The following is a 20,588-nucleotide window of genomic DNA, read 5'->3' on the forward strand; positions in this document are numbered from 1 at the left end:
CTGCTTCTGTTTCCGTTCCGGGTGTCATGGCTCGACCATTGTCTTGATCATGCCGTTCCCTCCGGGCCGGGACATCTCGTACACCTTCGTCACCCGCACCGGGCGTGCTCACACCCCTGTGCGGCGCGGAACGGCTTCCTGTCCACGCTCACCCGCCTGGCCGAGCACACGCGTGGCGGCCGGTCGCCAGGCCTGCTTCGGGCGTTCCCCGCCGGGGAAGAGAGTGATCACCAGGCAGGGCCAGGAGGCCGAGGAGGCGCGGTATGCGGTGGGCGATCGGCCTGCGACGGCGGTTCGACCGTTGCCTGGCGTCCGGGTGGTGGCGCGGAGCGGCCGCGGTGCTGGCGGGCGCGCTGCCCGCGCCCGCGTTTCCGGCGCCGTCCCTCTGGTGGTTCGCGTATGTCGCTCTGGTGCCCTGGATGCTGCTGCTGCGCACCGCCGCCACGGGCCGGCGCGCGGCGGTGGAAGGGTGGCTCGGTGGTCTCGGTTTCATGATCGCGGTGCATCACTGGCTGATGCCCAGTCTGCATGTGTTCATCGTGGTGCTCGCGGCGCTGCTCGGTCTGCTGTGGGCGCCGTGGGGCCTGCTGGTGCGGTCGCTGCTGGGCGGTACGCCGTCCGCGCGCCGCGCGGTGCTCGCGCTCGCGGTGCTGCCTTCCGGCTGGCTGACGGTCGAACTGGTCAGGTCCTGGGACGCGTTGGGCGGGCCCTGGGGGCTGCTCGGTGCCAGTCAGTGGCAGGTCCCTCCCGCGCTGCGGCTCGCCTCCGTCGGTGGTGTGTGGCTGCTGAGCCTGCTGGTGGTGGCGGTGAACACCGCGCTCACGCTGCTGGTCTCGGTGGCCGGGGCACGGCTCGCCGCCACGGCCGGCCTCGTCGTGTGCGCGGTCGTGGCGGCCTCGGCGTGGACGTGGGCGCCGCGTCCCAAGAGATCCGGCCTGGCGAGGATCGCGGTCGTCCAGCCCGGGGTGTATCCCTCGGGCAAACACGCCGTGGAACTGCGGTTCGCCGGCAGTGAGGCGCTGACCCGCCGCCTCGTGGGCCGGGATCTCGATCTGGTGGTGTGGGGCGAGAGCAGTGTGGGCTTCGATCTCGCGGCGCGGCCCGACGCGACGGCGCGTATCGCGGCGCTCGCGCGTGCGACCGGCGCCGGAATCCTGGTCAATGCCGACGCCCGCTCCAGGGACGCGTCGGGCCGGGTCGGCATCTTCAAGCGCGATGTCCTGGTGGGCCCGGACGGCCCTGTGGGAGATACGTACGACAAGATGCGGCTGGTGCCGTTCGGCGAGTACGTGCCCGCGCGCGCCGCGCTCGGCTGGGCGACGTCGGTCGGCAGGGCGGCGCTCGAGGACCGCGTGCGGGGCACCAGGCAGGTGGTCATGCGGCTGCCGCCGGGGCCGGGTGAGGGCGGCGGTCTGCGGTTCGGCCCCTTGATCTGCTTCGAGACGGCCTTTCCCGACATGAGCCGGAGTCTGGTGGAGCACGGCGCCCAGGTACTGGTGGGCCAGTCGTCCACGTCGGCGTTCCAGGGAAGCTGGGCGCCCGAGCAGCACGCCTCGCTGGCGGCGCTGCGCGCGGCCGAGACCGGACGGCCGATGGTGCACGCCACGCTCACCGGCGTCAGCGCGGTTTTCGGACCGGCCGGCGAACGGATCGGCGTGGTCGGCAAGGACCGCCGTACGACCGCGGTGTTCGACGTGCCGCTGGCTCGCGGCACGACGCCGTACGTCAGGTTCGGTGACTGGGCCGTCCACGGCGCTCTGGCCGTGCTCGCCGCGTTCTGCCTGGCGCAGGCCGCGCGCTCGTTCAGGCGGCCTGCTCCAGCGCGGCCCGCACCACGCGCTCGCACAGCTCGTGAGTCAGCAGCGCGTCCTGTGCGCTGAGCAGTTTTCCGGCCCGTACGGCGTCGAGGAAGCCGAGGACACACTGCTCGATGCCGCGCTGGCGGGCGACCGGGACCCAGTCGCCGCGCCGCCGCACGCTGGGCTGGCCCTTGTGGTCGATGATCGTCGCGAGGTCATGAACGGCCCGCTTGGTGTCCTGTCCCGATACCTCGAGGATTTCCTCGGTGGAACCGCTCAGCCGGTTCATCATGCCGATGGCCGTGAAGCCGTCCCCGGAGAGCTGGAGCACGACGTGGTGCAGCAGTCCCTCCTTGCTGCGTGTCCGTACGTCGACGTGCTCGACGGGCCCGGGGGCCAGGAAGCGCAGGGTGTCGGCGACGTGGATGAAGTCGTCGAGGACGAAGACCCGCGGATCCTCCGGCAGGCCGACGCGGTTCTTCTGCAGCAGAATCAGCTCGCGCGGATGTTCGAGGCACTGGGCGTAACCGGGCGCGGTACGGCGGTTGAAGCCCACGGCGAGGCTCACTCCGCGCTCCTCGGCGAGCCGGACCACCCGCTGGGAGTCGGCGAGTTCGTACGCGAGGGGCTTGTCGACGTACGTCGGGACGCCCGCGTCGAGCAGCCGGGTGACGATCTCGGCGTGGGCGACGGTCGGCGCGTGCACGAAGGCCGCGTCGAGGTCCTGGGCGAGCAGCGAGTCGAGGTCGGTGTGGCACTGCCCGGCGGGGACGCGGTGGGCCTCCGCGGTCCTCGACAGCGTGGCGGGGGTGCGGGTCTGCAGATGCAGTTCCACCCCCGGAAGCGTGGTGAGTACCGGCAGATACGCCTTCTGCGCGATGTCGCCGAGCCCGACGCAACCGACCTTCACAAGGGCCTCCCTGGCACCACTCGCACTACCGTCACCGCTGGGGCCGTCCGATCTCCCGGACGCTCGTCCGGCCGGGGGCCGCCGTCCGGGAAGCATACGTGCGCCGTGGAGGCGCCTGACCGGCGAACCCGCGTCATCTTCCCGGGCCGCCCCGGTCCCGGCATGCCGCGCGCCCGATAACCCTTGGCCCGCGGAGGGGTCGGTACGTGAGGATGCTCGCCATGACCACATCTGAGCGCAGAGAACCCTCCAGCGGCGCCGGCGAACGCGAGATGCTGGAAGGGTGGCTCGAATATCACCGCGCGACCCTCGCCCTGAAGTGTGCGGGCCTGACCGACGAACAGCTCAGGGAGGCGTCCGTGCCTCCTTCCGGGCTCTCCCTGCTGGGTCTCGTGCGGCACATGGCCGAGGTCGAGCGCGGCTGGTTCCGCAACCGGCTGGCCGGTGAGAAGGCGGAGCTGATCTACTGCACGGACGCCGACGAGGACGGTGACTTCCACCCCGGCGAGGGCGATACGTGGGACGAGGCCCATGCCACCTGGCAGGCCGAGATCAGCCGGGCCCGCGAGGTGGCCGCACCGCTCGGCCTGGACGATCTGGGCGCGGGCCGCCCCGACCGTGCGACCGGCAAGCCGTTCAGCCTCCGCTGGGTCTATACGCACATGATCGAGGAGTACGCGCGGCACAACGGCCATGCCGACCTCCTGCGTGAGCGGATCGACGGGTCCACCGGCGACTGACCACCGCGTTCCGGCCGGGAGTGGCGCGCGGTTGACCGGTGTCATCCGTCCGGGCCCATCAGCGGCCGATGTCCGCCCGGACCGCACCCGCGGCCAGCAGAGTTGGCCGGATGCACCGTACGAGAACGACAGTGATGTTTCTGGCGGGGATGGCGGCCACGGCTGTCTCCGGGTGTGTGGCCGTGCAGCCGCCCGGACCCGCACCCGCCGTGCCGCGGCCCGGGGCGAACAGTTCCGCGGCCGCGCCCGCCGTGGAGCCGCAGATCGTCCAGGGGCCGGTACGGGAAGTGCTGGAGGCGGCCGTCCCCGTACCGAGCCCCGGCCCGGCTCCGCATGCCTCGGCCACTGTCCGGCCGGCCGCGCCCCGCTCCGTGGAGCAGCCCCGGGAGCGGAGGCGGATCCGGCTGTGGCAGCGGCGCGAACGGCCTGCGGAACGCGGGAGCGCCGTCAACGTGCCCCTGCCCCGCTCCGTACCGGTCCCGCTCGTAAGGGGCGGCGATGTGTGTGCCCTCGGCACGTCCTACGGCCACTGGCCGGAAGGCAGCCCACAGGCGCTCATCTGCGAAGGGGTCTACGGGAATTGACGCCACCGGCGCGCCGGACGTGCGCGTTCATGGGCAGGTCGGCGGGATCGTCCGCCCGCTCGTCCGCCGACACGCCACTCGGCTCGTCCGCCGGGCTTTCGCCCGGAGCGTCACTCGGCTCGTCGCTCTTCGCCCCGCCCGTCCCTCAGGCGCGTCGTTCCGGCCCCGGCCGCCCTCACTCGCCGCGCAGCCGCAGCTCCAGCCGGTCGATCGCCGTACGTACTCCGCTGCCGTATCCCGCGTCCGCAAGCGCGTCCGCGGCGGCGCGGGCCCGGTCGAGATGGAGCCGCGCCGCTTGCGGACGGCGCAGCTTCACGTAGTCCTCGGCGAGGTTGAGGTGCAGCGAGGGGTAGAACGCGCGCGCCGCCGCCGAGGCCTCGCGCGGAGGTACGCCGGGCGGCTCCGCCGGGCGCGTCTCCTCCCGCGGTGCCTTTCCCGGCTCCTGCGGCGCCTCCCCGTCCACCGCGGCCAGCGCGCGCAGATCCCAGACCAGTTCGTCCCTCGGGTCGTCCTGGGTGTCCGCCATGTAGTGCGCCAGCGTGCAGCGGTGGAAGGCGTCGCCCGTCTCACCCAGCTCTGTCCAGATCTCGCCGAACCTGTTCCGCGCCTCCTCACGGTCCCCGCCGTGGAGCAGCATGACCGCCTGCCCGATCCTGGTCATGAGTGCGTTCTCCGACGCCTCCTGCCGCTGCTCCATCGATGCCGCCTCCGCGCCGTCCGGTGAATCACGGTGAATTCCGACGATTCAGACGCTAGCCGCCCCCGCTGACATTCCTCCTCAGGCTCAGCCCAGGTCGGGGATGCGCCAGTCGATGGGCTCGTGGCCCTGGGCCGCGACCGCCTCGTTGATCCGGGTGAACGGGCGGGAGCCGAAGAATTTCTTCGCCGACAGGGGCGAGGGGTGCGCGCCCTTCACCACCACGTGGCGCGTCTCGTCGATCAGCGGAAGCTTCTTCTGCGCGTAGGCACCCCACAGGACGAAGACGGCGGGGTCCGGCCGCTCGGCCACGGCACGGATCACCGCGTCCGTCACCTTCTCCCAGCCCTTGGACTTGTGCGAGTTGGCCTCGGCCTCCCGGACCGTCAGCACCGCGTTGAGCAGCAGCACCCCCTGCTCGGCCCACGGCATCAGGTAGCCGTTGTCCGGAACGGGGTGGCCCAGCTCCTCCTTCATCTCCTTGTAGATGTTCCGGAGCGAGGGAGGCGTCTTGATTCCGGGCCTGACCGAGAAGCACAGGCCGTGCCCCTGACCGGCGCCGTGGTACGGGTCCTGCCCCAGGATCAGCACCTTCACCCGGTCGTAAGGCGTGGCGTCGAGCGCGGCGAAGACCTCTTCGCGCGGCGGATAGACCGGCCCCTTCGCCCGCTCCTCCTCGACGAACTCGGTCAGCTCCTTGAAGTAGGGCTTCCGCAGTTCGTCGCCGAGGACGCCGCGCCAGGACTCGGGCAGCATGTCGGTGTCGGTCACGTCAACAACCTCCGGTAAGGGATCACTTGCAGACCACCGAACCTACCGGGGCCCACTGACAACGGTCCCGTCCGCTCTCGGTTCTCCGAGCGGACGGGACCGCGGTGGGACAGCGGCGGACAGGCGTCAGGCCACGCCCGCGTTGAGGAAGATGCCACCGTCGATGACCAGCGTCTGCCCGGTGATCCAGTCCGACTGCGCGGAGGTGAGGAAGGCGGCGGCGCCGCCGATGTCCTCGGGCACCCCGAGCCGCGCGAGCGGGTAGGCGGCCGCGGCCTCCGCCTCCCTGCCCTCGTAGAGGGCTTCGGCGAACTTGGTCTTGACCACGGCGGGCGCGATGGCGTTGACCCGTACCCGCGGTGCGAACTCGTGCGCCAGCTGGAGGGTCAGGTTGACCATCGCCGCCTTGCTCATGCCGTACGCACCGATGAACGGGGACGCGGAGATACCGGCGAGGGAGGCGACGTTGACGATCGCGCCGCCGTTCTCCTTCTGCCATGCCTTCCAGGTCAGCTGGGCGAAGCCCAGCGCCGAGACGACGTTGGTCTCGTAGACCTTGCGCGCCACGTTCAGGTCGAGGTCGGCCATCGGCCCGAAGACCGGGTTGGTCCCCGCGTTGTTGACCAGGAAGTCGACCCGGCCGAACTCCTCCATGACGCGCTCGACGGCGGCCGCCTGGTGCGCCTCGTCGTGCGCCTTGCCCGCCACGCCGATCGCCCGGTCGGAACCGAGCCGTTCGACGGCCTCCTTCAGCGCGTCCTCGTTGCGTCCGGTGATGCACACCCGGTCGCCGCGGGCGATGAACGACTCGGCGACGCCGTATCCGATGCCCCGGCTCGCGCCCGTGATCAGCGCGACCTTCCCGCTGTCAGGCACTCGTGCGCCGCCCTGTGCCGGTGTGCCGCCCTGCGTCTGCTCTGTCATGTCGTTCGTCCCCGAATTCAGTTGAGCGGTCCGCCGGCCACGTACATGACCTGGCCCGAGACGAAGCCCGCCGCCTCGCCCGTGAAGAAGGCGATGGCGTTCGCGACGTCGTCCGGTGTGCCGACGCGCTGGACCGGGATCTGCGAGGCCGCCGCGACCTGGAAGTCCTCGAAGTCCATGCCCACGCGGGCCGCGGTGCTCGCGGTCATCTCCGTGACGATGAAGCCGGGTGCGACCGCGTTGGCGGTGATGCCGAACTTGCCGAGTTCCTTGGCGAGGGTCTTCGTGAAGCCCTGGAGACCCGCCTTGACCGTCGCGTAGTTGGCCTGGCCGCGGTTGCCGAGCGCGGAGCTGGAGGAGAGGCTGACGACCCGGCCGAACTTGGCGTCCACCATGTGCTTCTGGACGGCCCGCGTCATCAGGAACGCGCCCTTGAGGTGCACGTTCATCACGGTGTCCCAGTCGGACTCGCTCATCTTGAAGAGCAGGTTGTCGCGCAGCACACCCGCGTTGTTGACGAGGATCGTCGGCGCGCCCAGCTCGGCGGCGATCCGCGCGACGGCGGCGTCCACCTGGTCGCTGTCCGAGACGTCGCAGCCGACGGCGAGCGCGGTGCCACCGGCCGCCGTGATCTTCTTGACGGTGTCGGCGCAGGCCGCCTCGTCGAGGTCGAGTACCGCGACGGCGCGCCCCTCGGCCGCCAGCCGGACGGCGGTCGCGGCGCCAATGCCCCGCGCCGCCCCGGTCACAACGGCGACACGCTGCTCGGTGGTGGACATCCCTGATCTCCTCGCCCTGGGCTCCGGCGGCCCCTCAAGTCTGAGCAACCGCTTAGTAGGTTCAGCAGACAGACGCTAGAAGCCCAGGCACCAGGTGTCAACGGCGCGCGTCGCCCGGAGCAGAATCAGCGCGCGATCGGCGCGCGATCAGCGCACGGGGGCGGCCGGCGTCAAACCGGCCGCCCCCACGTGAACCGTACTCGTCACCTCAACCGCCCTTTTCACCCGAGCCGCGCTCAGCCACGTCAACCGCCCCCGCGGACCGGCGCGTCAGTGCACCAGCAGTTCCAGCAGCCGCTCGGTCTCGGCCTTGGGGTCGGCCGTCAGCCCCGTGTGCACGGGCCCGGGTTGTACGACGGTCGAACGCGGCGCGATCAGCCAGCGGAACCGCCGTCCCGGATCGTCACCCGCGGCCTGTCCCGCCGCCTCACCGCCCTGGCAGACGCCCTCGACCGCGCGCAGCGCCGCCCGTACGCCCACGATGTCCGCCGCCGGGTCGAGGGCCCGCAGTTTGGCCTCGTCCAGGTGGATTCTGGCCGCCACATAGGACTGGGCGCGGCAATACACCAGCACTCCCGCGTTGAAACATTCGCCGCGCTCCATCCGCGGTACGACCCGCAGCAGCGCGTACTCGTAAACGTCCCGCTTGCTCACTGGCCGCCGTCCTTGTCGTTCTTCGTCGCGCGCGGCCTGGGGGCCAGCCGCTCACTGAGCCAGCCGGGCGCCTGTGACGGCTTGTCCTCGGCGGGCGCGTCCAGCGTGATCCGCTCGTGAATCGTCGCGGCGCGCGCCAGCAGCGGTTCCACATAGGCGCGGCGCAGCTCATCGGTCGTCGCGTAGCCGGGTTCGTCGACCAGCCATTCGTCCGGTACCTCGGCGGCGACCTCGGTCAGCAGTTCCTCGGTGACCAGCGGCGCCAGCGCGGCGGCGGCCGAGGCGATGTCCGGCCCGAAGGGCGCGAGGGCATGGTCGGAGGCGTTGTACGCCTTGGCCGCGGAGACCTGGGCGGTGGGCCAGTTGTGGTGCCAGATCATGGTGGCACCGTGGTCGATCAGCCACAGCTCCCCGCCCCAGACCAGCAGGTTGGGGTTGCGCCAGGACCGGTCGACGTTGTTGATCAGCGCGTCGAACCAGACGACTCGCCCCGCCTCGGCGGAGCTGACCTGATAAGCCTTCGCGTCGAATCCGAGCGATCCCGGCAGGTAGTCCATTCCGAGATTCAGTCCGCCGCTCGCCTTCAGCAGCTCCTGCACTTCCTGGTCCGGCTCCGAGAGCCCGATGACCGGATCGAGCTGCATGGTCACCAGCTCCGGGACCCGCAGGCCGAGCCTTCGGCCCAGTTCACCGCAGATGACCTCGGCGACGAGTGTCTTACGGCCCTGTCCCGCGCCGGTGAATTTCATGACGTACGTACCGAGATCGTCGGCCTCGACGATCCCCGGAAGCGAGCCGCCCTCACGCAAGGGCGTGACATAGCGGGTCGCTGTGACTTCGGAAAGCATTACGCCAGGTTATACGGCTTGGTTTTCTTGCGATCCGCGGAATATCGCAGGCCTCCACCGGCCGGGAAACCGTTATGACCGGCCCTGGGGAGAATCCGGGGAGTCCCGGCCCGGTGCGGGTCATCCCGCTCTGCGAGCAATTCGTGAAGGGGTCGTCCCCCAGGCGTGGACGCCCGCCCGGGACACTTGACGGACGATCACGACCGGACCAGACTGCCGACGGACGTGACAACGATGTCATGCGCGCGTTTCACAGCGTGTGACCGGCAGACGCCGTCTCAGGCGGCAGACGAAAGGTCCAAGGTGCATCGACCAAGCGGCAGATGGAGCACATTCGGGATCGCGGCGTTGGCACTGGCGGCCTGTGCGACGGCCGTCCCGTTGTCAGCGGCGATCGCCGACACCCCGGCGCGTGCCGAACACGTCAACCTGGTGTCCGATCCGACCGGCTACGTCGATCCGATGATCGGTACCCAGAAGGGCGTCGACTGGGAGAACACCTTTCCCGGTGTGACGGCGCCGTTCGGGATGATGCAGTTCAGCCCGGACACCGAAGAGGGTCCCACCGGTTACTCGTACGACGCCAAGACGATCAAGGGCTTCAGCCTCGACCACTTCTCGGGCGGCTGTTCCTCATTCGGTGACATACCGATCCTGCCGGTCACAGGTCCTGTGGGCGACGACCCGGCCGCCAGGACCGAGCACTTCTCGCACGACGACGAGCAGGCCGCGCCCGGCTCGTACGCCGTCAAGCTGGCCGACTCGAACGTGCGGGCCGAGCTGGGGGCCACCACCAGGTCCGGTCTGGCCTCCTTCCGCTATCCGGCCGGCAGCCAGGCGCAGGTGCTGGTCAAGTCGGGCACCAGCCTCGGCGGTGACCTGGCAGCCGATGTCCGGGTGGTCAACGACCACGAGCTGTCCGGTACCACCACACCGCACGGGCTGTGCAACAACAGCAAGTACACGATGTACTTCGACATCAAGTTCAACCGCCCGTTCACCGCGCACGGCACCTGGCAGGGCGGTACGGTCACGCCGGGCTCCTCCGCTGCGACCGGGCCGGGCTCCGGCGCGTATCTGACCTTCGACACCTCGGCGGGCAAGGCGTCCGCCGACACGGTGACCGCCAAGGTCGGTATGTCGTACGTGAGTGAGGCGGGAGCGGCGAAGAACTCGGCCTCGGAGATACCCGGTTGGGACGTCGAGCGGCTGCAGGCGCAGACCCGTGCCGACTGGCGTGACGCTCTGCTGAAGGTCGACGTCGGCGGTGGCAGCGCCGACGAACTGACCACCTTCTACACCTCGTTGTACCGCTCTCTGCAGTCGCCGAGCGTCTTCAACGACGTGGACGGCCGCTATATCGGCTTCGACGACAAGATCCGCCAGGTACCCGCGGGTCACACCCAGTACGCGCACTTCTCCGACTGGGACATCTACCGCTCCCTCGCTCCCCTCCAGGCGATGCTCTATCCGCGGGAGACCGGCGACATGGCCAACTCGCTGCTGCGGGACGCCCAGCAGCAGGGCGGCTGGTGGCCGAAGTGGCCGTCGCAGAACGTGACCGGGAACGTGATGAACGGCGACAACGGAGTACCGCTGTTCGCCCAGTACGTGGCGTTCGGCGCGCGTGATGTCAATGTCCGCGACGCGCTGCCCATCATGAAGAAGGGCGCGACGCGCTCGGAGAGCGTCGGCTGGGGCTGGATCGAGCGGCCCGGCGTCGAGGACTACGTCCGGCTCGGCTATGCGCCCAACAACGCGACCTCGCAAGGCGATCACGGGCTCCAGGGCGCCTCGGAGACCCTGGAGTGGGCGACCGACGACTTCGCCATCTCGCAGCTCGCCGCCTCGATCGGCGATCGCAGGACGCAGGCCGAGTACGCGAAGCGCGGCAACAACTGGCAGAACATCTACGACCCGGCGACCGGCTATCTGCGCCCGCGCGACGACAACGGCGCCTTCCCCGCGGGACCGGGCTTCCAGACCCCGCCGGAGGGCGTGTTCGGGCAGGACGGTTACGACGAGGGCAACGCGGCCCAGTACAACTGGTCCGTCCAGCAGGACATGGCGGGCCTGGTGGCGGCGATGGGCGGCAAGGAGAAGGCCGTTCCGCGTCTGGACGACTTCTTCACCAAGCTCAATCCCGGTGGCAACGAGCCGTACGACTGGGCGGGCAACGAGATCGACACCACGGCGCCCTGGGCCTACGACTATGTCGGCCAGCCGTGGAAGACCCAGGAGTTGGCCCGGCGCTTCGAGACCGAGTTGTTCACCACGGCGCCGGACGGTCTGCCGGGCAACGACGACAACGGCGCCCTGTCCTCCGAGTACGTGTGGGCGGCGCTCGGCATGATGCCGGCCACCCCCGGTACCCCGACCCTCGCCCTCAACAGCCCGTTGTTCAAGCGGGCCGTGATCAGTCTGGGCAACGGCAAGAAGATCACCGTCAACGCGCCGGCCGCCGCCGACAACGCGCCGTACATCACCGGCATGCGGCTGAACGGCAAGCCGTTCGAGTCGACGGGCCTGCCCGCTTCGTTCGCCACGCGGGGCGGCACCCTCGACATCAGCCTCTCCACCCGGCCCGACACCCACTGGGCCACCGGCGCGAAGGCGGCGCCGCCTTCGTACAGGACCGGTGAGGTACCGGCCGTCGGCTATGTCACCCCGACCGGTACGCAGGTGACACCGGGCGGCACGAGCCTGCCGGCCGTCGTCGGCGCTTCCGAGCTGGCCGGGCACGCGGGCAAGGTCCGCTGGACGGCCACGTCCGACGTCGCCGGGGTGAGCGTGACCCCGTCCTCGGGCACCCTGGACCTCAGCCGCGCGGCCACCGCCAAGGCGCCCGTCACGATCAAGGTCGCGAAGGACACACCGTCGGGCTATCACCCGGTCAAGGTCACCTTCCGTACGGCCGGCGGTACGACCCTGCCCGGCGGTACCGTCGTCGCGACCGTACCGGCCGCAGACGGCGCCGCGACCGTCTGCGACAGCCTGGGTGCGACCGACACCGAATGCGGACTGCGGCGGCGTGACAACGGTGACGGACACACCACGCCGGTCACCGTGGGCGGCCGTGAGGGGCGCTCCACGACGGACGGCTCGTCGTTCGAGTACTTCGACGTCGACAACGCCATCGTCCCCGGCGGTGACTACAAGGCGACCGTGACCGTCGACTACTACGACCACGGCACCGGCAGTTGGAGCATGCAGTACGACTCCACGACCGACGCCTTCAAGCACTCGGCCTCGGTGGCCAAGACCGGCACCGACACCTGGAAGACCGCGACGTTCACCCTGGACGACGCGGCATTCCACAACGCCGAGAACGGCAACACCGACTTCCGGCTCGTCAACAGCGGCGACACCGGCACCGTCGGGAGCGTCCATGTCGCCGTCTCCGGTGACAACGTCCTCGCCCTCCATCTCTGCCCGGACGACAACGACAACGACTGAGTCGCAGAGCCTCACTCCAGGGCCTGTCCTGCGGATGTCCGCGGGGCAGGCCCCTGGCGTGTGCCCATGCGTGTGCCCTTACGTGAGCAATGGGACAAGGATGCCGGGGCGATCTGCGCGGCCGTCTCGCCGGGCGTGCCCGGTGCCTCGCCCGGCCCGCGCTGTTCGGCAAATCCCCGGCCGGAGTGCCGATCTCGCCGGTCGCGACACCGCGTCGCGAAACCGGTGGCGGCGCTCGGCCCGCTCCCCCGGCGCCACACCCCGGCCGCCATCCCTCATTCGCACTCACTTCCGTGCCGACTTCCTACGGGTGAACGTGCGCAGACCGCGACATGACCGGCACCCGGGACAGGCAGCCTGCTAACTGGCTCCGCCGGCGCGGTGCGGCCGCCGAAGGGGCGGGCGCCCCGGCGGAGAGGGTGTGGCGGCAGACGAGGGAGCGCGCGTGACGGTGGAACCAGTCGGCTTTTCCGCTCCGGCGCCGAACCGTTCGCCGACGTCTCCCCCGGGCGCCGGGGGACACCGGCGCGAGGTGCCGCGTCACGTCGCGTGCGTGATGGACGGGAACGGCCGGTGGGCGGCGCTCCGGTCCTTGCCCCGCACGTCGGGGCACCGGGCGGCGGAGACCACGGTGATCGACGTCATCGAGGCGGCGCGGACGGCCGGGGTGGGCTGGCTGAGCCTGTACGCGTTCTCCACCGAGAACTGGCAACGCCCGGGCGACGAGGTCGACTTCCTGATGCGGCTGGTGCGTCGTGTCGTGCGCAAGCACGCCCTGCTGCTGCACGCGCGAGGCATCCGCTGCCGGTTCCTCGGAGTGGCGGACCCGCGGATTCCCGCCCCGCTGGCACGGGACTTCGCCGACCTGATGACGCTGACCCGCGCGAACCGGGGAATGACACTGACCGTCGCCTTCGACCACGGCGGACGCCGGGACATCGTGGAGGCGGCGCGTTCCCTCATCCGCAGCGGGGTACCGGCCGAGGCTGTCGACGAACAGCACTTCGCCGCCCATCTGCCCTTTCCGGACACGCCCGACGTGGACCTGGTCATCCGGACCTCCGGCGAGCAGCGTATCTCCAACTTCATGCTCTGGCAGGTGGCCTATGCCGAGTGGATCTTCCCGCCGGTGCTCTGGCCAGACTTCCGCGCGTCGCACTTCGTGGAGTGCCTGCACACCTACCAGCAACGCGACCGCCGGTTCGGCGGCGTGGCACCGACGATCGGAGAACCCCACCCATGACGGACACAGCAGGCAGCCGCCCCGGAAGCGCGAGTTCAGCGGCCACCGGTGACACCGGCGCCCCGGCCGCCGATCCCCGTCGTGCCGACGATCCGTCGCCGGGCCCCGACCACCTCTCCGGCACTGCTCGCGACGGTGCGACAGGGCCGACGGCCGAGGACCGGACCGCCGAGGATCCGACCGCCGAGGACCGGACCGCCGAGGATCCGACCGCCGAGGACCGGACCGCTGAGGACCCGACCGAGTCCCTGTTCGGTCGCGACTCTCAGTTCCACCGGTTCTTCAACGATCCCCGCTGGGCGCTGGCCATGGTCAGGGCCACGGTCCTGGAGGCCGCCCATCCGCAGGTCGGTGCCGCCCTGATCGACAACTCCACCTTCGTGGCGCACCCGTGGCGCCGGCTGAACAACACCCTCGTGAGTCTGCGGCGCATGTTCGGCGACGACGACCACGTGCGGCAGCGGGAGGCGGCACGGCTCAACCGCCTGCACACCCGGCTGAACGGCGCCGACGCACGCAACCGGCCGTACGACGCGATGGACCCCCAGGTCCGAGCCTGGGTGGTCGCGACCTTGTTCGAAAGCACCGTCACCATGTGCCGACTGAGCGGACAGCCGCTCGACCAAGGCACGATGGAGGGTCTGTACGCGGAATTCCTCGCGTTCCACGCGGTATTGGGCGATGAGTCCGGCCAACTTCCTCCCACGGTGCATGAGTTCTGGCAGTACTTCGACCGCATGATCGAGGAGGAACTGGAGAACACCGAGGCGCTGCGCATCATCCTCTACAAGCTCTTCGACCATCTGCCGGCGCCGCCCCTGCTGGACGGCCTGCCCACGGTCTGGGCGGCCGGCCGCGCACTCGCCGGGCCGGTCATCGGGACGATCACCGTGGCATCCCTGCCCGAGCCCTTCCGCCGGCGGGCGGGCCTGCCCGAGATCCCCGGCGCGCAGACCCTGATGCAGGGCGCCTACATGACCGCCGGCCTGGCCCGTCTCCTGCCCGACAACTGGCTCAGGACTCAGAGCGTCGCCGACCTGCTCTTCCAGTCTCCAGACCGTTCGGAACCTTCCGTTCACGACGGCTTCGATACCCCTCAAGCCGCCGCACTCACGGCGCTGCGCGGCCGGATGAAGCAGGCGGGCGCCCTGTTCCGGCTGATCACACCCTTCCCCGAGCAGCACAGTCCCGCCGGGACGAGTACAACGGAGCGGAGCGCCGACGAGTTCTTCACCGCGGTCCTGGACCAGACCGGCGACGGCTACCTGGACTGGCCCGATCTCGCTGCCATGGCACGGGAGTTGTCCTCCCGCCTTGATCTGGACGAACCGGCGGAGACCAAGCTCTACAACGCGTACGCGGAGTGGTGGCGGGAACTCCAAGCGGCTCTCGACACCGACGGCGACGGCCGCGTCAGCAAAGACGAATACACCGCCGCCGTCCCGTCCCTCGCCGGGCCCGCGCTGATCCGGGTGGCCGAGGTGCTCTTCGACGCCACGGACGCGGACGGCAACCAGTTCATTGACGCGGACGAGTACCGGGCCCTGTTCCGCACCGGCTTCGGGCGTACCGTGACCGGCACCGACGCCCGGTACTCCCGCAGCGCCTTCGTGACGGACTTCCTCTCCTTCATGTCGGGCCGCCGCCGCTCGACCGCGTACGACCCGCTGCTCGCCGGGGCGTGACCGTCCGATGCGCCGGGGCCGGTCCGGGCCCGGCGCATCGCCGTCCCGGCACATCACCGTCCTGCAACATCGCCGTCCCGAAACATCGCCGCCCGGACGGATCGGCGCCCGAAAACCATAAGGTGGGTTGATAAGCTAGCCTTAGTATATGGACGACCATCCGGATCCCGACGCTGTCGCAGCGGGCCTCATGGCGAGCATCAGCGTTCTGGTGCGCAGGGTGCGCCAAGTACCGACCGGAGGCGGGCTCACCATGCCCGAGAGGACCGCCCTGTCGTGCCTGGACCGCTCAGGGCCCGCCACCTCCTCGGCGCTGGCCCGGGAAGTGCAGATCACCGCGCAGGCGATGGGAGCGACGCTGAGCGCACTGCGGGCCCGCGGCCTGGTCGAACGCCACCCGGACCCGGATGACGGCAGGCGCGTGGTGCTGACGGTGACCGAAGCCGGCTCACAGGCGCTGGCGAACAAGCGCAACGCGCGGACCGAACTGCTCGCCCAGGCCTTGACCGGCGGCGCGTTCACACCGACCGAGCTGGAACAACTCAGCTCAATGACACCACTGTTGGAGCGACTGGCCCGGAACATCTGATGCGGAGACGGGGCCGTCCATCGACCGGTGAGCGGCAGCTGTCGATGCTTCCCCGCCTCCGAAGCCACAGCATCGAAAGCGTCTTCCTCAAGCTCTGCGAGACCGCCACCGCCGACGAGACCACCGACATGATCGAGGCAACACGATGACACTGCTCGGACGACTCCTGAAGAACCGCAAGGCAGGCGAGACCCACATGGCGTGGAACCTGCCCAACCTGCAAGGCCCCGAGCTGCTGACCCTCACCAGCCGAAACTTCAGTCACGACGGCCCCCTTCCGCTGGAGCAGTGCGCGAAGAACATCGGCGGCGCCGACCTGTCCCCCGACCTGGCGTGGACCGAGCCCCCGCCCGGCACCGCACAACTCCTCCTGGCCGTCGAGGACATCGACGTCCCCATGGCCAAGCCCGCCGTGCACTGCCTCGCCCTGATCGACCCGGCAGCCGGACAGCTGGAACCCGGCGCGCTGTCCGCAAAGCGGCCCGGTCCTGGTGTACGGGTGCTGCGGTCCACCATCGGACGCGGCTACCACGGTCCGGCGCCCATCAAAGGCCACGGGCCACACCGGTACGTCTTCCAACTGTTCGCCCTCGAAAGCCCCGTGGACAGCGCCGCCGGCACACCACCAGTGGACCGCACACGCCCCCGCGCCCTCCTGCCCGCCGTCACCGCACCGGTCCTCGGCCGCGGCCGGCTGACCGGCATCTACGAACGCTGACCTCAGCCCGACCCCGCTGGGGTCCTTGATCGCCTGCTGTCGTTACGGATCTTGAACCGTGTCCGGCTCCGGGCGCTTACGGCGAACAGAGGACGAGCAGGTCGTTCAAGTGAGATCCTGTGACCAGGCGCTCCCACCTGACCCACCCATGACTCCGCATCTCACGCAACCGCCGCCCACCTTGCCCCTGACTCCGGGACGGGCCGCTGACAGTGAGAAACCATGGAGTGTGAACGTGTGCGGCGAGCACCGGAGGAGAATCGGCCAGTTACGCGAAACGGACCTGCAAGATCCAACGGGCCTCATCTCCATGGGCAGTGTCCGATCGAGCCGAACCTCCGCAGGTCAGCGCTGCCCCGCAGTCATCCTCATGACGTACGTACCGAGACCGCCGGCCTCGGCGGTCCCCGCAAGCGCCCCGCCAGGTCACGCCTTCGCGCAAGGGCATGACCCAGCGGGGCGCTGTGACTTCGGAGAGCGTGACGCCGGTTCACCGCGGGGACGGAGGGCCGCGCGATCACTCATCCGCGCCCGGCACCCCGCCGCAGCGCCCATTTCGGAAACGGAAACCGTGGAGCCCGTGGAAACAGACCCGTCTCACGCCTTTCCCCGTCAGTTCGCCAGAACCCGGCGCTTCTCGCTCGGCGTCCCCCGCCAGTTCACCGTCTCCCCGGACGGCGACCGTGTCCTGTTCGTACGCTCCGTCTCCGGCGTCGAGCCACGCGGTCTGCTGTGGCTGTACGAGAGCGGCGCGGAGCGGATGCTCGCCGATCCGGCACCATCGCCCGGAGCTCCGGAGGGGGTGACGTCGTACGCGACCGACCGGGACGTCCGCGTGGTGGCGTACACGGTGGGCGGCGCGCTGTGGACCGTACGGACGGACGGCGGCGCCCCGCGCCGACTGACCGCTGCCGGGCCGGTGAGTGATCCGCGGCCCTCCCCGGACGGTTCGCGGATCGCGTACGTCACCGGCGGCGCGCTGCGTGTCGTACGGACCGACGGGACGGACGACAGCCCGCTGCTGGAGGAGGCGGATCCCGAGGTGTCCTACGGCCTCCCCGACCATGTCTCCGCGGAGTCCATCGGCAGGTCGCGCGGCCACTGGTGGTCGCCGGACGGAGAAGCGCTGCTCGTGGCGCGTGTGGACACCTCCATGGTGTCCCGCTGGTACATCGGCGATCCGTCCGACCCGGCGCGTCCTGCGCGCTCGATCCGTTATCCGGCGGCGGGCACCGCCAACGCGGAGACGTCGCTGCACCTCGTCACCCTCGACGGCGGGCAGACACCGGTCCTGCTGCCGCGCGCGGCGGACGACAGGCACCCGGCGGCGGACCCGGCGGCGGCGGACGACAAGAGCGCGAAGGCGGACGCCGAGGAGCCCGTCCCCCTCGGCGCGTGGGATGCCCCCGCCTTCGAGTACGTCATCGCCGCCGGATGGGGCCGCACCGGCCCCGTCGTCAGCGTCCAGACCCGCGACCAGCGCACGGTGTGGACCCTCGCCGTCGATCCGCGCGACGGCGGCTGCGAACCGCTGACCCGGCACAACGACGCCGCGTGGGTGGCGTTCCCGCCGGGCACGCCGCTGTACACGGAGTCGGGCGTGTCCGTGGTTTCCTGCCCGCACGGCGACGCTCGCGGAATCCGGATCGGGAACACCCTCAGCCCGGCCGGTCTCCAGGTCCGTGAGGTGATCGGCGCGGTGGGCGAGCGAGTCTTCTTCACCGCGTCCGAGGACCCCACGGAGACCCATGTCTGGTCGTACGAACCGGAGAGCGGCTTCGTCAGGCTCACCCATGAACCCGGCGTTCACACGGCCGCCGTCGGGGGCGACACCCTCGTCCTCGACAGCAGGACACCGCGCGGCCAGTCGATACCGGTGCTGCGCGGCGGGAAAGAGACCGGCCGGATCACGGTCCTCACGGAAACGCCGCTCGTCACCCCCCGGCCGGTCCATCTTGCACTGGGCGAGAGGGAGTTGCGCAGCCGGCTGCACCTGCCGTCCTGGTACGAACCCGGCTCGGGCAAACTGCCCGTCCTGCTCTGCCCGTACGCGGGCCCCGGCATGCAGATCGTGACCAAGGGCTGGGGCTGGCCGCCCCTGGTGGCGCAGTGGTTCGCCGAGCAGGGTTTCGCGGTGCTGGCCACGGACGGACGCGGCACACCCGGCCGCGGGGTGAAGTGGCAGCGGGCGATCATGGGCGACCGGCTGACGCCCGTCCTCGACGACCAGATCGACGCGCTGCACGCGGCCGCCGCGCGCCACGACGCCCTGGATCTCGAACGCGTGGGCATCCGGGGCTGGTCGTTCAGCGGTTACCTGGCCGCGGGCGCCGTGCTGCGCCGTCCCGACGTCTTCCATGCGGCGGTCGCGGGAGCGCCGCCGACCGACCGGCGGCTGTACGACACGTACTGGGAGGAGCGCTTCCTCGGTCACCCGGACGTCCAGCCGGACGGCTATGAGCGCAGCTCGCTCCTGACCCACGCGCACAAGCTGACCCGCCCGCTGATGATCGTTCACGGGCTGGCCGACGACAACGTCGTCCCTGCCCACACCCTGCGCCTCTCGGCTGCGCTGCTCGCCGCGGGACGGCCGCACACAGTGCTGCCGCTGGCCGGTACGGGCCATCTCGTCGCCCGGGAGCCGGTGGCGGACAATCTGCTCCTGCTGGAACTGGACTTCCTCAGGACATCGCTCGGCGTCGGGTCGGCACGGTAGACCAGCCGCCGAAGTTGGCGTCTGTACGCCACACCGCGCGGGTGTGGCGTACAGACCCCGCAGAAGACACAGACCTGGCAGAAGGCACGGGGACGAAGCCGGACACCGTGGGGGCGCCGTCAGCCGTAGGCGCGCGCGGGCGCGGGTCCCACCGCCGAGGCGATCGCGTCGGCGAGCGGGCCGATGTCGGCGGCCGTCAGCGGCGACACCGTGACCCGTACGCCCTGAGGCGCCGACAGCCTGAAGCGTGCCCCAGGCGCGACCGCCCACCCGGCGTGCAGCAGCCGCGCCACCGCGCCCGTCTCGTCGGCGACCGGCACCCAGACGTTCATGCCGCTGCGGCCGTGCGCCTCGACACCCCGGGCCGCGAGGGCCTGTACGAGTGCGTCACGGCGCTCTCCGTACGCCCGCGCGACGACGGGGACGTCCACCGCGCCCGAGGCCCACAGATGGGCGGCGGTCCGCTGGAGCAGCCGGCTGACCCAGCCCGGACCGAGCCGCTGACGGCCCATCACCCGGTCGACGGTCGTCGCGTCCCCGGTCAGCACCGCGAGCCGCAGGTCAGGACCGTACGCCTTCGCCGTGGAGCGTACGAACGCCCAGCTGTCCGTGACCCCCGCGAGCGGGTACAGGTGCATGCCGACGATCGCGTGGCCGTGGTCGTCCTCGATGAGCAGCACGCCGGGATGGGCGGCGAGCACGGCGCGCAGTTCCTCCGCGCGATGCGCCCCGACCGCCGCGCCGGTCGGATTCTGCGCCCGGTCCGTGACAACGACCGCGCGTACCCCCGCGCGCAGCGCTCGCTCAAGATCGCCGGGAAGGGGCCCGTCATCGTCGACTCCCATCGGTACGGCCCGCAGACCGAGCGCGGGCACGAGGTCGAGCAGGCTGCCCCAGCCGGGGTCTTCGACCGCGACCGCGTCACCGGGCCTGAGATGCGCAGCCAGCACCCGTTCGATCGCGTCCAGCGATCCGGAGGTGACGGCGACAGGGCCGTCCGGCACTCCGTCCATGTCGAGCCCGGCACGGGCGAGCCGCGCGAAGTCCGCGTCCACCGGGGCCTGTCCGTACAGGCCGGGCCGTTCCGCGTGGTGGGACGCGGCCGCCGCCAGGGCTTCGCGCAGATCCGGCAGCAGCTCCGGGTCCGGATTGCCCTCCGACACGTCCCGTACACCGGGCGGCGCCTCGACGCGGATGGACCCGCGCGCCGTGCTGGCGGGACGCGACAGCACCCGGCTGCCCCTGCGCCCCGCCGTCTCGATCACTCCCCGGTCACGCAGGATGCGGTACGCGGCCGCGACGGTGTTCGGATTGACTCCGAGGTCCGTCGCCAACTGCCGCATGGGGGGCAGCAGCTGACCCGGGGGCAGCTCACCGGAGCCCACGGCCGATTCCACACTGGCGGCGATCTCAGCTGCACGCCGCCCGACGATCCGATATCCTTCTAGCACAAACACCATTATGCACTAGGGCAA

The 20,588-nt window shown here is 70.7% G+C and carries 17 protein-coding genes; 9 read left to right on the top strand and 8 right to left on the bottom strand.

The genetic code is table 11. From position 1 onward, the window contains the following. The first annotated feature begins 263 nt into the window (after positions 1 to 263). Entirely contained in the window at positions 264 to 1,880 is a 1,617-nt protein-coding gene (gene lnt / locus ACIP6N_RS25485) for an apolipoprotein N-acyltransferase (RefSeq protein ID WP_401819183.1), read from the top strand. Here lnt and ACIP6N_RS25490 read toward each other — a convergent pair. Continuing rightward, on the bottom strand, positions 1,804 to 2,709 hold the full coding sequence (locus tag ACIP6N_RS25490; RefSeq protein ID WP_401819185.1) for a Gfo/Idh/MocA family protein: 906 nt from the start codon (positions 2,707 to 2,709) through the stop codon (positions 1,804 to 1,806). The genes lnt and ACIP6N_RS25490 overlap by 77 nt on opposite strands. A gap of 221 nt (positions 2,710 to 2,930) precedes the next feature. On the opposite strand from ACIP6N_RS25490, the gene ACIP6N_RS25495 reads away from it, so the two are divergent. Both ACIP6N_RS25495 and ACIP6N_RS25500 read left to right on the top strand, forming a co-directional pair. Beyond that, the gene (locus tag ACIP6N_RS25495; protein WP_401819187.1) at positions 2,931 to 3,449 is read left to right on the top strand and encodes a DinB family protein; all 519 of its coding nucleotides are present in this window, start codon (positions 2,931 to 2,933) and stop codon (positions 3,447 to 3,449) included. Positions 3,450 to 3,559: 110 nt separating this feature from the next. Further along, positions 3,560 to 4,033 carry a hypothetical protein gene (locus ACIP6N_RS25500; RefSeq protein WP_401819189.1) on the top strand — a complete coding sequence of 158 codons (474 nt, stop codon included), beginning with the start codon at positions 3,560 to 3,562 and terminating at the stop codon, positions 4,031 to 4,033. A 175-nt stretch (positions 4,034 to 4,208) separates the two neighbouring features. On the opposite strand, the gene ACIP6N_RS25505 is transcribed toward ACIP6N_RS25500, so the two are convergent. The 6 genes from ACIP6N_RS25505 to ACIP6N_RS25530 form a co-directional block, all read right to left on the bottom strand. Beyond that, positions 4,209 to 4,730, bottom strand: a complete 522-nt coding sequence (locus ACIP6N_RS25505) for a hypothetical protein (protein ID WP_401819190.1) — start codon at positions 4,728 to 4,730, stop codon at positions 4,209 to 4,211. Positions 4,731 to 4,817: 87 nt separating this feature from the next. Further along, complete coding sequence (locus tag ACIP6N_RS25510; protein WP_401819191.1) at positions 4,818 to 5,501, bottom strand: uracil-DNA glycosylase; 684 nt, start codon at positions 5,499 to 5,501, stop codon at positions 4,818 to 4,820. A 126-nt stretch (positions 5,502 to 5,627) separates the two neighbouring features. Continuing rightward, entirely contained in the window at positions 5,628 to 6,425 is a 798-nt protein-coding gene (locus tag ACIP6N_RS25515) for an SDR family oxidoreductase (protein ID WP_401819193.1), read from the bottom strand. Between the two features lie 17 nt (positions 6,426 to 6,442). Continuing rightward, positions 6,443 to 7,204 (bottom strand): 3-oxoacyl-ACP reductase FabG, encoded by a 762-nt coding sequence (gene fabG / locus ACIP6N_RS25520; RefSeq protein WP_401819195.1) that lies wholly within the window; start codon positions 7,202 to 7,204, stop codon positions 6,443 to 6,445. 270 nt (positions 7,205 to 7,474) lie between these two features. Then, positions 7,475 to 7,858, bottom strand: a complete 384-nt coding sequence (locus ACIP6N_RS25525; RefSeq protein ID WP_401819198.1) for a DUF3037 domain-containing protein — start codon at positions 7,856 to 7,858, stop codon at positions 7,475 to 7,477. Then, positions 7,855 to 8,706, bottom strand: coding sequence for a HipA family kinase (locus ACIP6N_RS25530; RefSeq protein WP_401819201.1), 852 nt, complete (start codon positions 8,704 to 8,706; stop codon positions 7,855 to 7,857). Before ACIP6N_RS25530 ends, ACIP6N_RS25525 begins: the two co-directional genes overlap by 4 nt. 381 nt (positions 8,707 to 9,087) lie before the next feature. On the opposite strand from ACIP6N_RS25530, the gene ACIP6N_RS25535 reads away from it, so the two are divergent. The 6 genes from ACIP6N_RS25535 to ACIP6N_RS25560 all read left to right on the top strand — a co-directional run bounded on the left by ACIP6N_RS25535 (position 9,088) and on the right by ACIP6N_RS25560 (position 19,113). Beyond that, complete coding sequence (locus tag ACIP6N_RS25535) at positions 9,088 to 12,162, top strand: GH92 family glycosyl hydrolase (RefSeq protein ID WP_401819203.1); 3,075 nt, start codon at positions 9,088 to 9,090, stop codon at positions 12,160 to 12,162. 556 nt (positions 12,163 to 12,718) lie between these two features. Further along, positions 12,719 to 13,405 carry a polyprenyl diphosphate synthase gene (uppS, locus tag ACIP6N_RS25540; RefSeq protein WP_401819277.1) on the top strand — a complete coding sequence of 229 codons (687 nt, stop codon included), beginning with the start codon at positions 12,719 to 12,721 and terminating at the stop codon, positions 13,403 to 13,405. Then, positions 13,402 to 15,090 carry an oxygenase MpaB family protein gene (locus ACIP6N_RS25545; protein ID WP_401819205.1) on the top strand — a complete coding sequence of 563 codons (1,689 nt, stop codon included), beginning with the start codon at positions 13,402 to 13,404 and terminating at the stop codon, positions 15,088 to 15,090. The genes uppS and ACIP6N_RS25545 overlap by 4 nt, the downstream gene beginning before the upstream one ends. A gap of 148 nt (positions 15,091 to 15,238) precedes the next feature. After that, positions 15,239 to 15,679, top strand: coding sequence for a MarR family winged helix-turn-helix transcriptional regulator (locus ACIP6N_RS25550; RefSeq protein ID WP_401819207.1), 441 nt, complete (start codon positions 15,239 to 15,241; stop codon positions 15,677 to 15,679). A 145-nt stretch (positions 15,680 to 15,824) separates the two neighbouring features. Then, the gene (locus ACIP6N_RS25555; RefSeq protein ID WP_401819208.1) at positions 15,825 to 16,397 is read left to right on the top strand and encodes a YbhB/YbcL family Raf kinase inhibitor-like protein; all 573 of its coding nucleotides are present in this window, start codon (positions 15,825 to 15,827) and stop codon (positions 16,395 to 16,397) included. A 571-nt stretch (positions 16,398 to 16,968) separates the two neighbouring features. After that, positions 16,969 to 19,113 (top strand): prolyl oligopeptidase family serine peptidase, encoded by a 2,145-nt coding sequence (locus ACIP6N_RS25560; RefSeq protein ID WP_401819209.1) that lies wholly within the window; start codon positions 16,969 to 16,971, stop codon positions 19,111 to 19,113. Between the two features lie 119 nt (positions 19,114 to 19,232). Here the strand turns inward: ACIP6N_RS25560 and ACIP6N_RS25565 are convergent, their stop codons facing one another. Further along, positions 19,233 to 20,564, bottom strand: a complete 1,332-nt coding sequence (locus tag ACIP6N_RS25565) for an aminotransferase class I/II-fold pyridoxal phosphate-dependent enzyme (protein ID WP_401819210.1) — start codon at positions 20,562 to 20,564, stop codon at positions 19,233 to 19,235. Between the last annotated feature and the right edge of the window lie 24 nt (positions 20,565 to 20,588).

The organism is Streptomyces sp. NPDC088725, assembly GCF_044751305.1.
Taxonomy (GTDB): domain Bacteria; phylum Actinomycetota; class Actinomycetes; order Streptomycetales; family Streptomycetaceae; genus Streptomyces.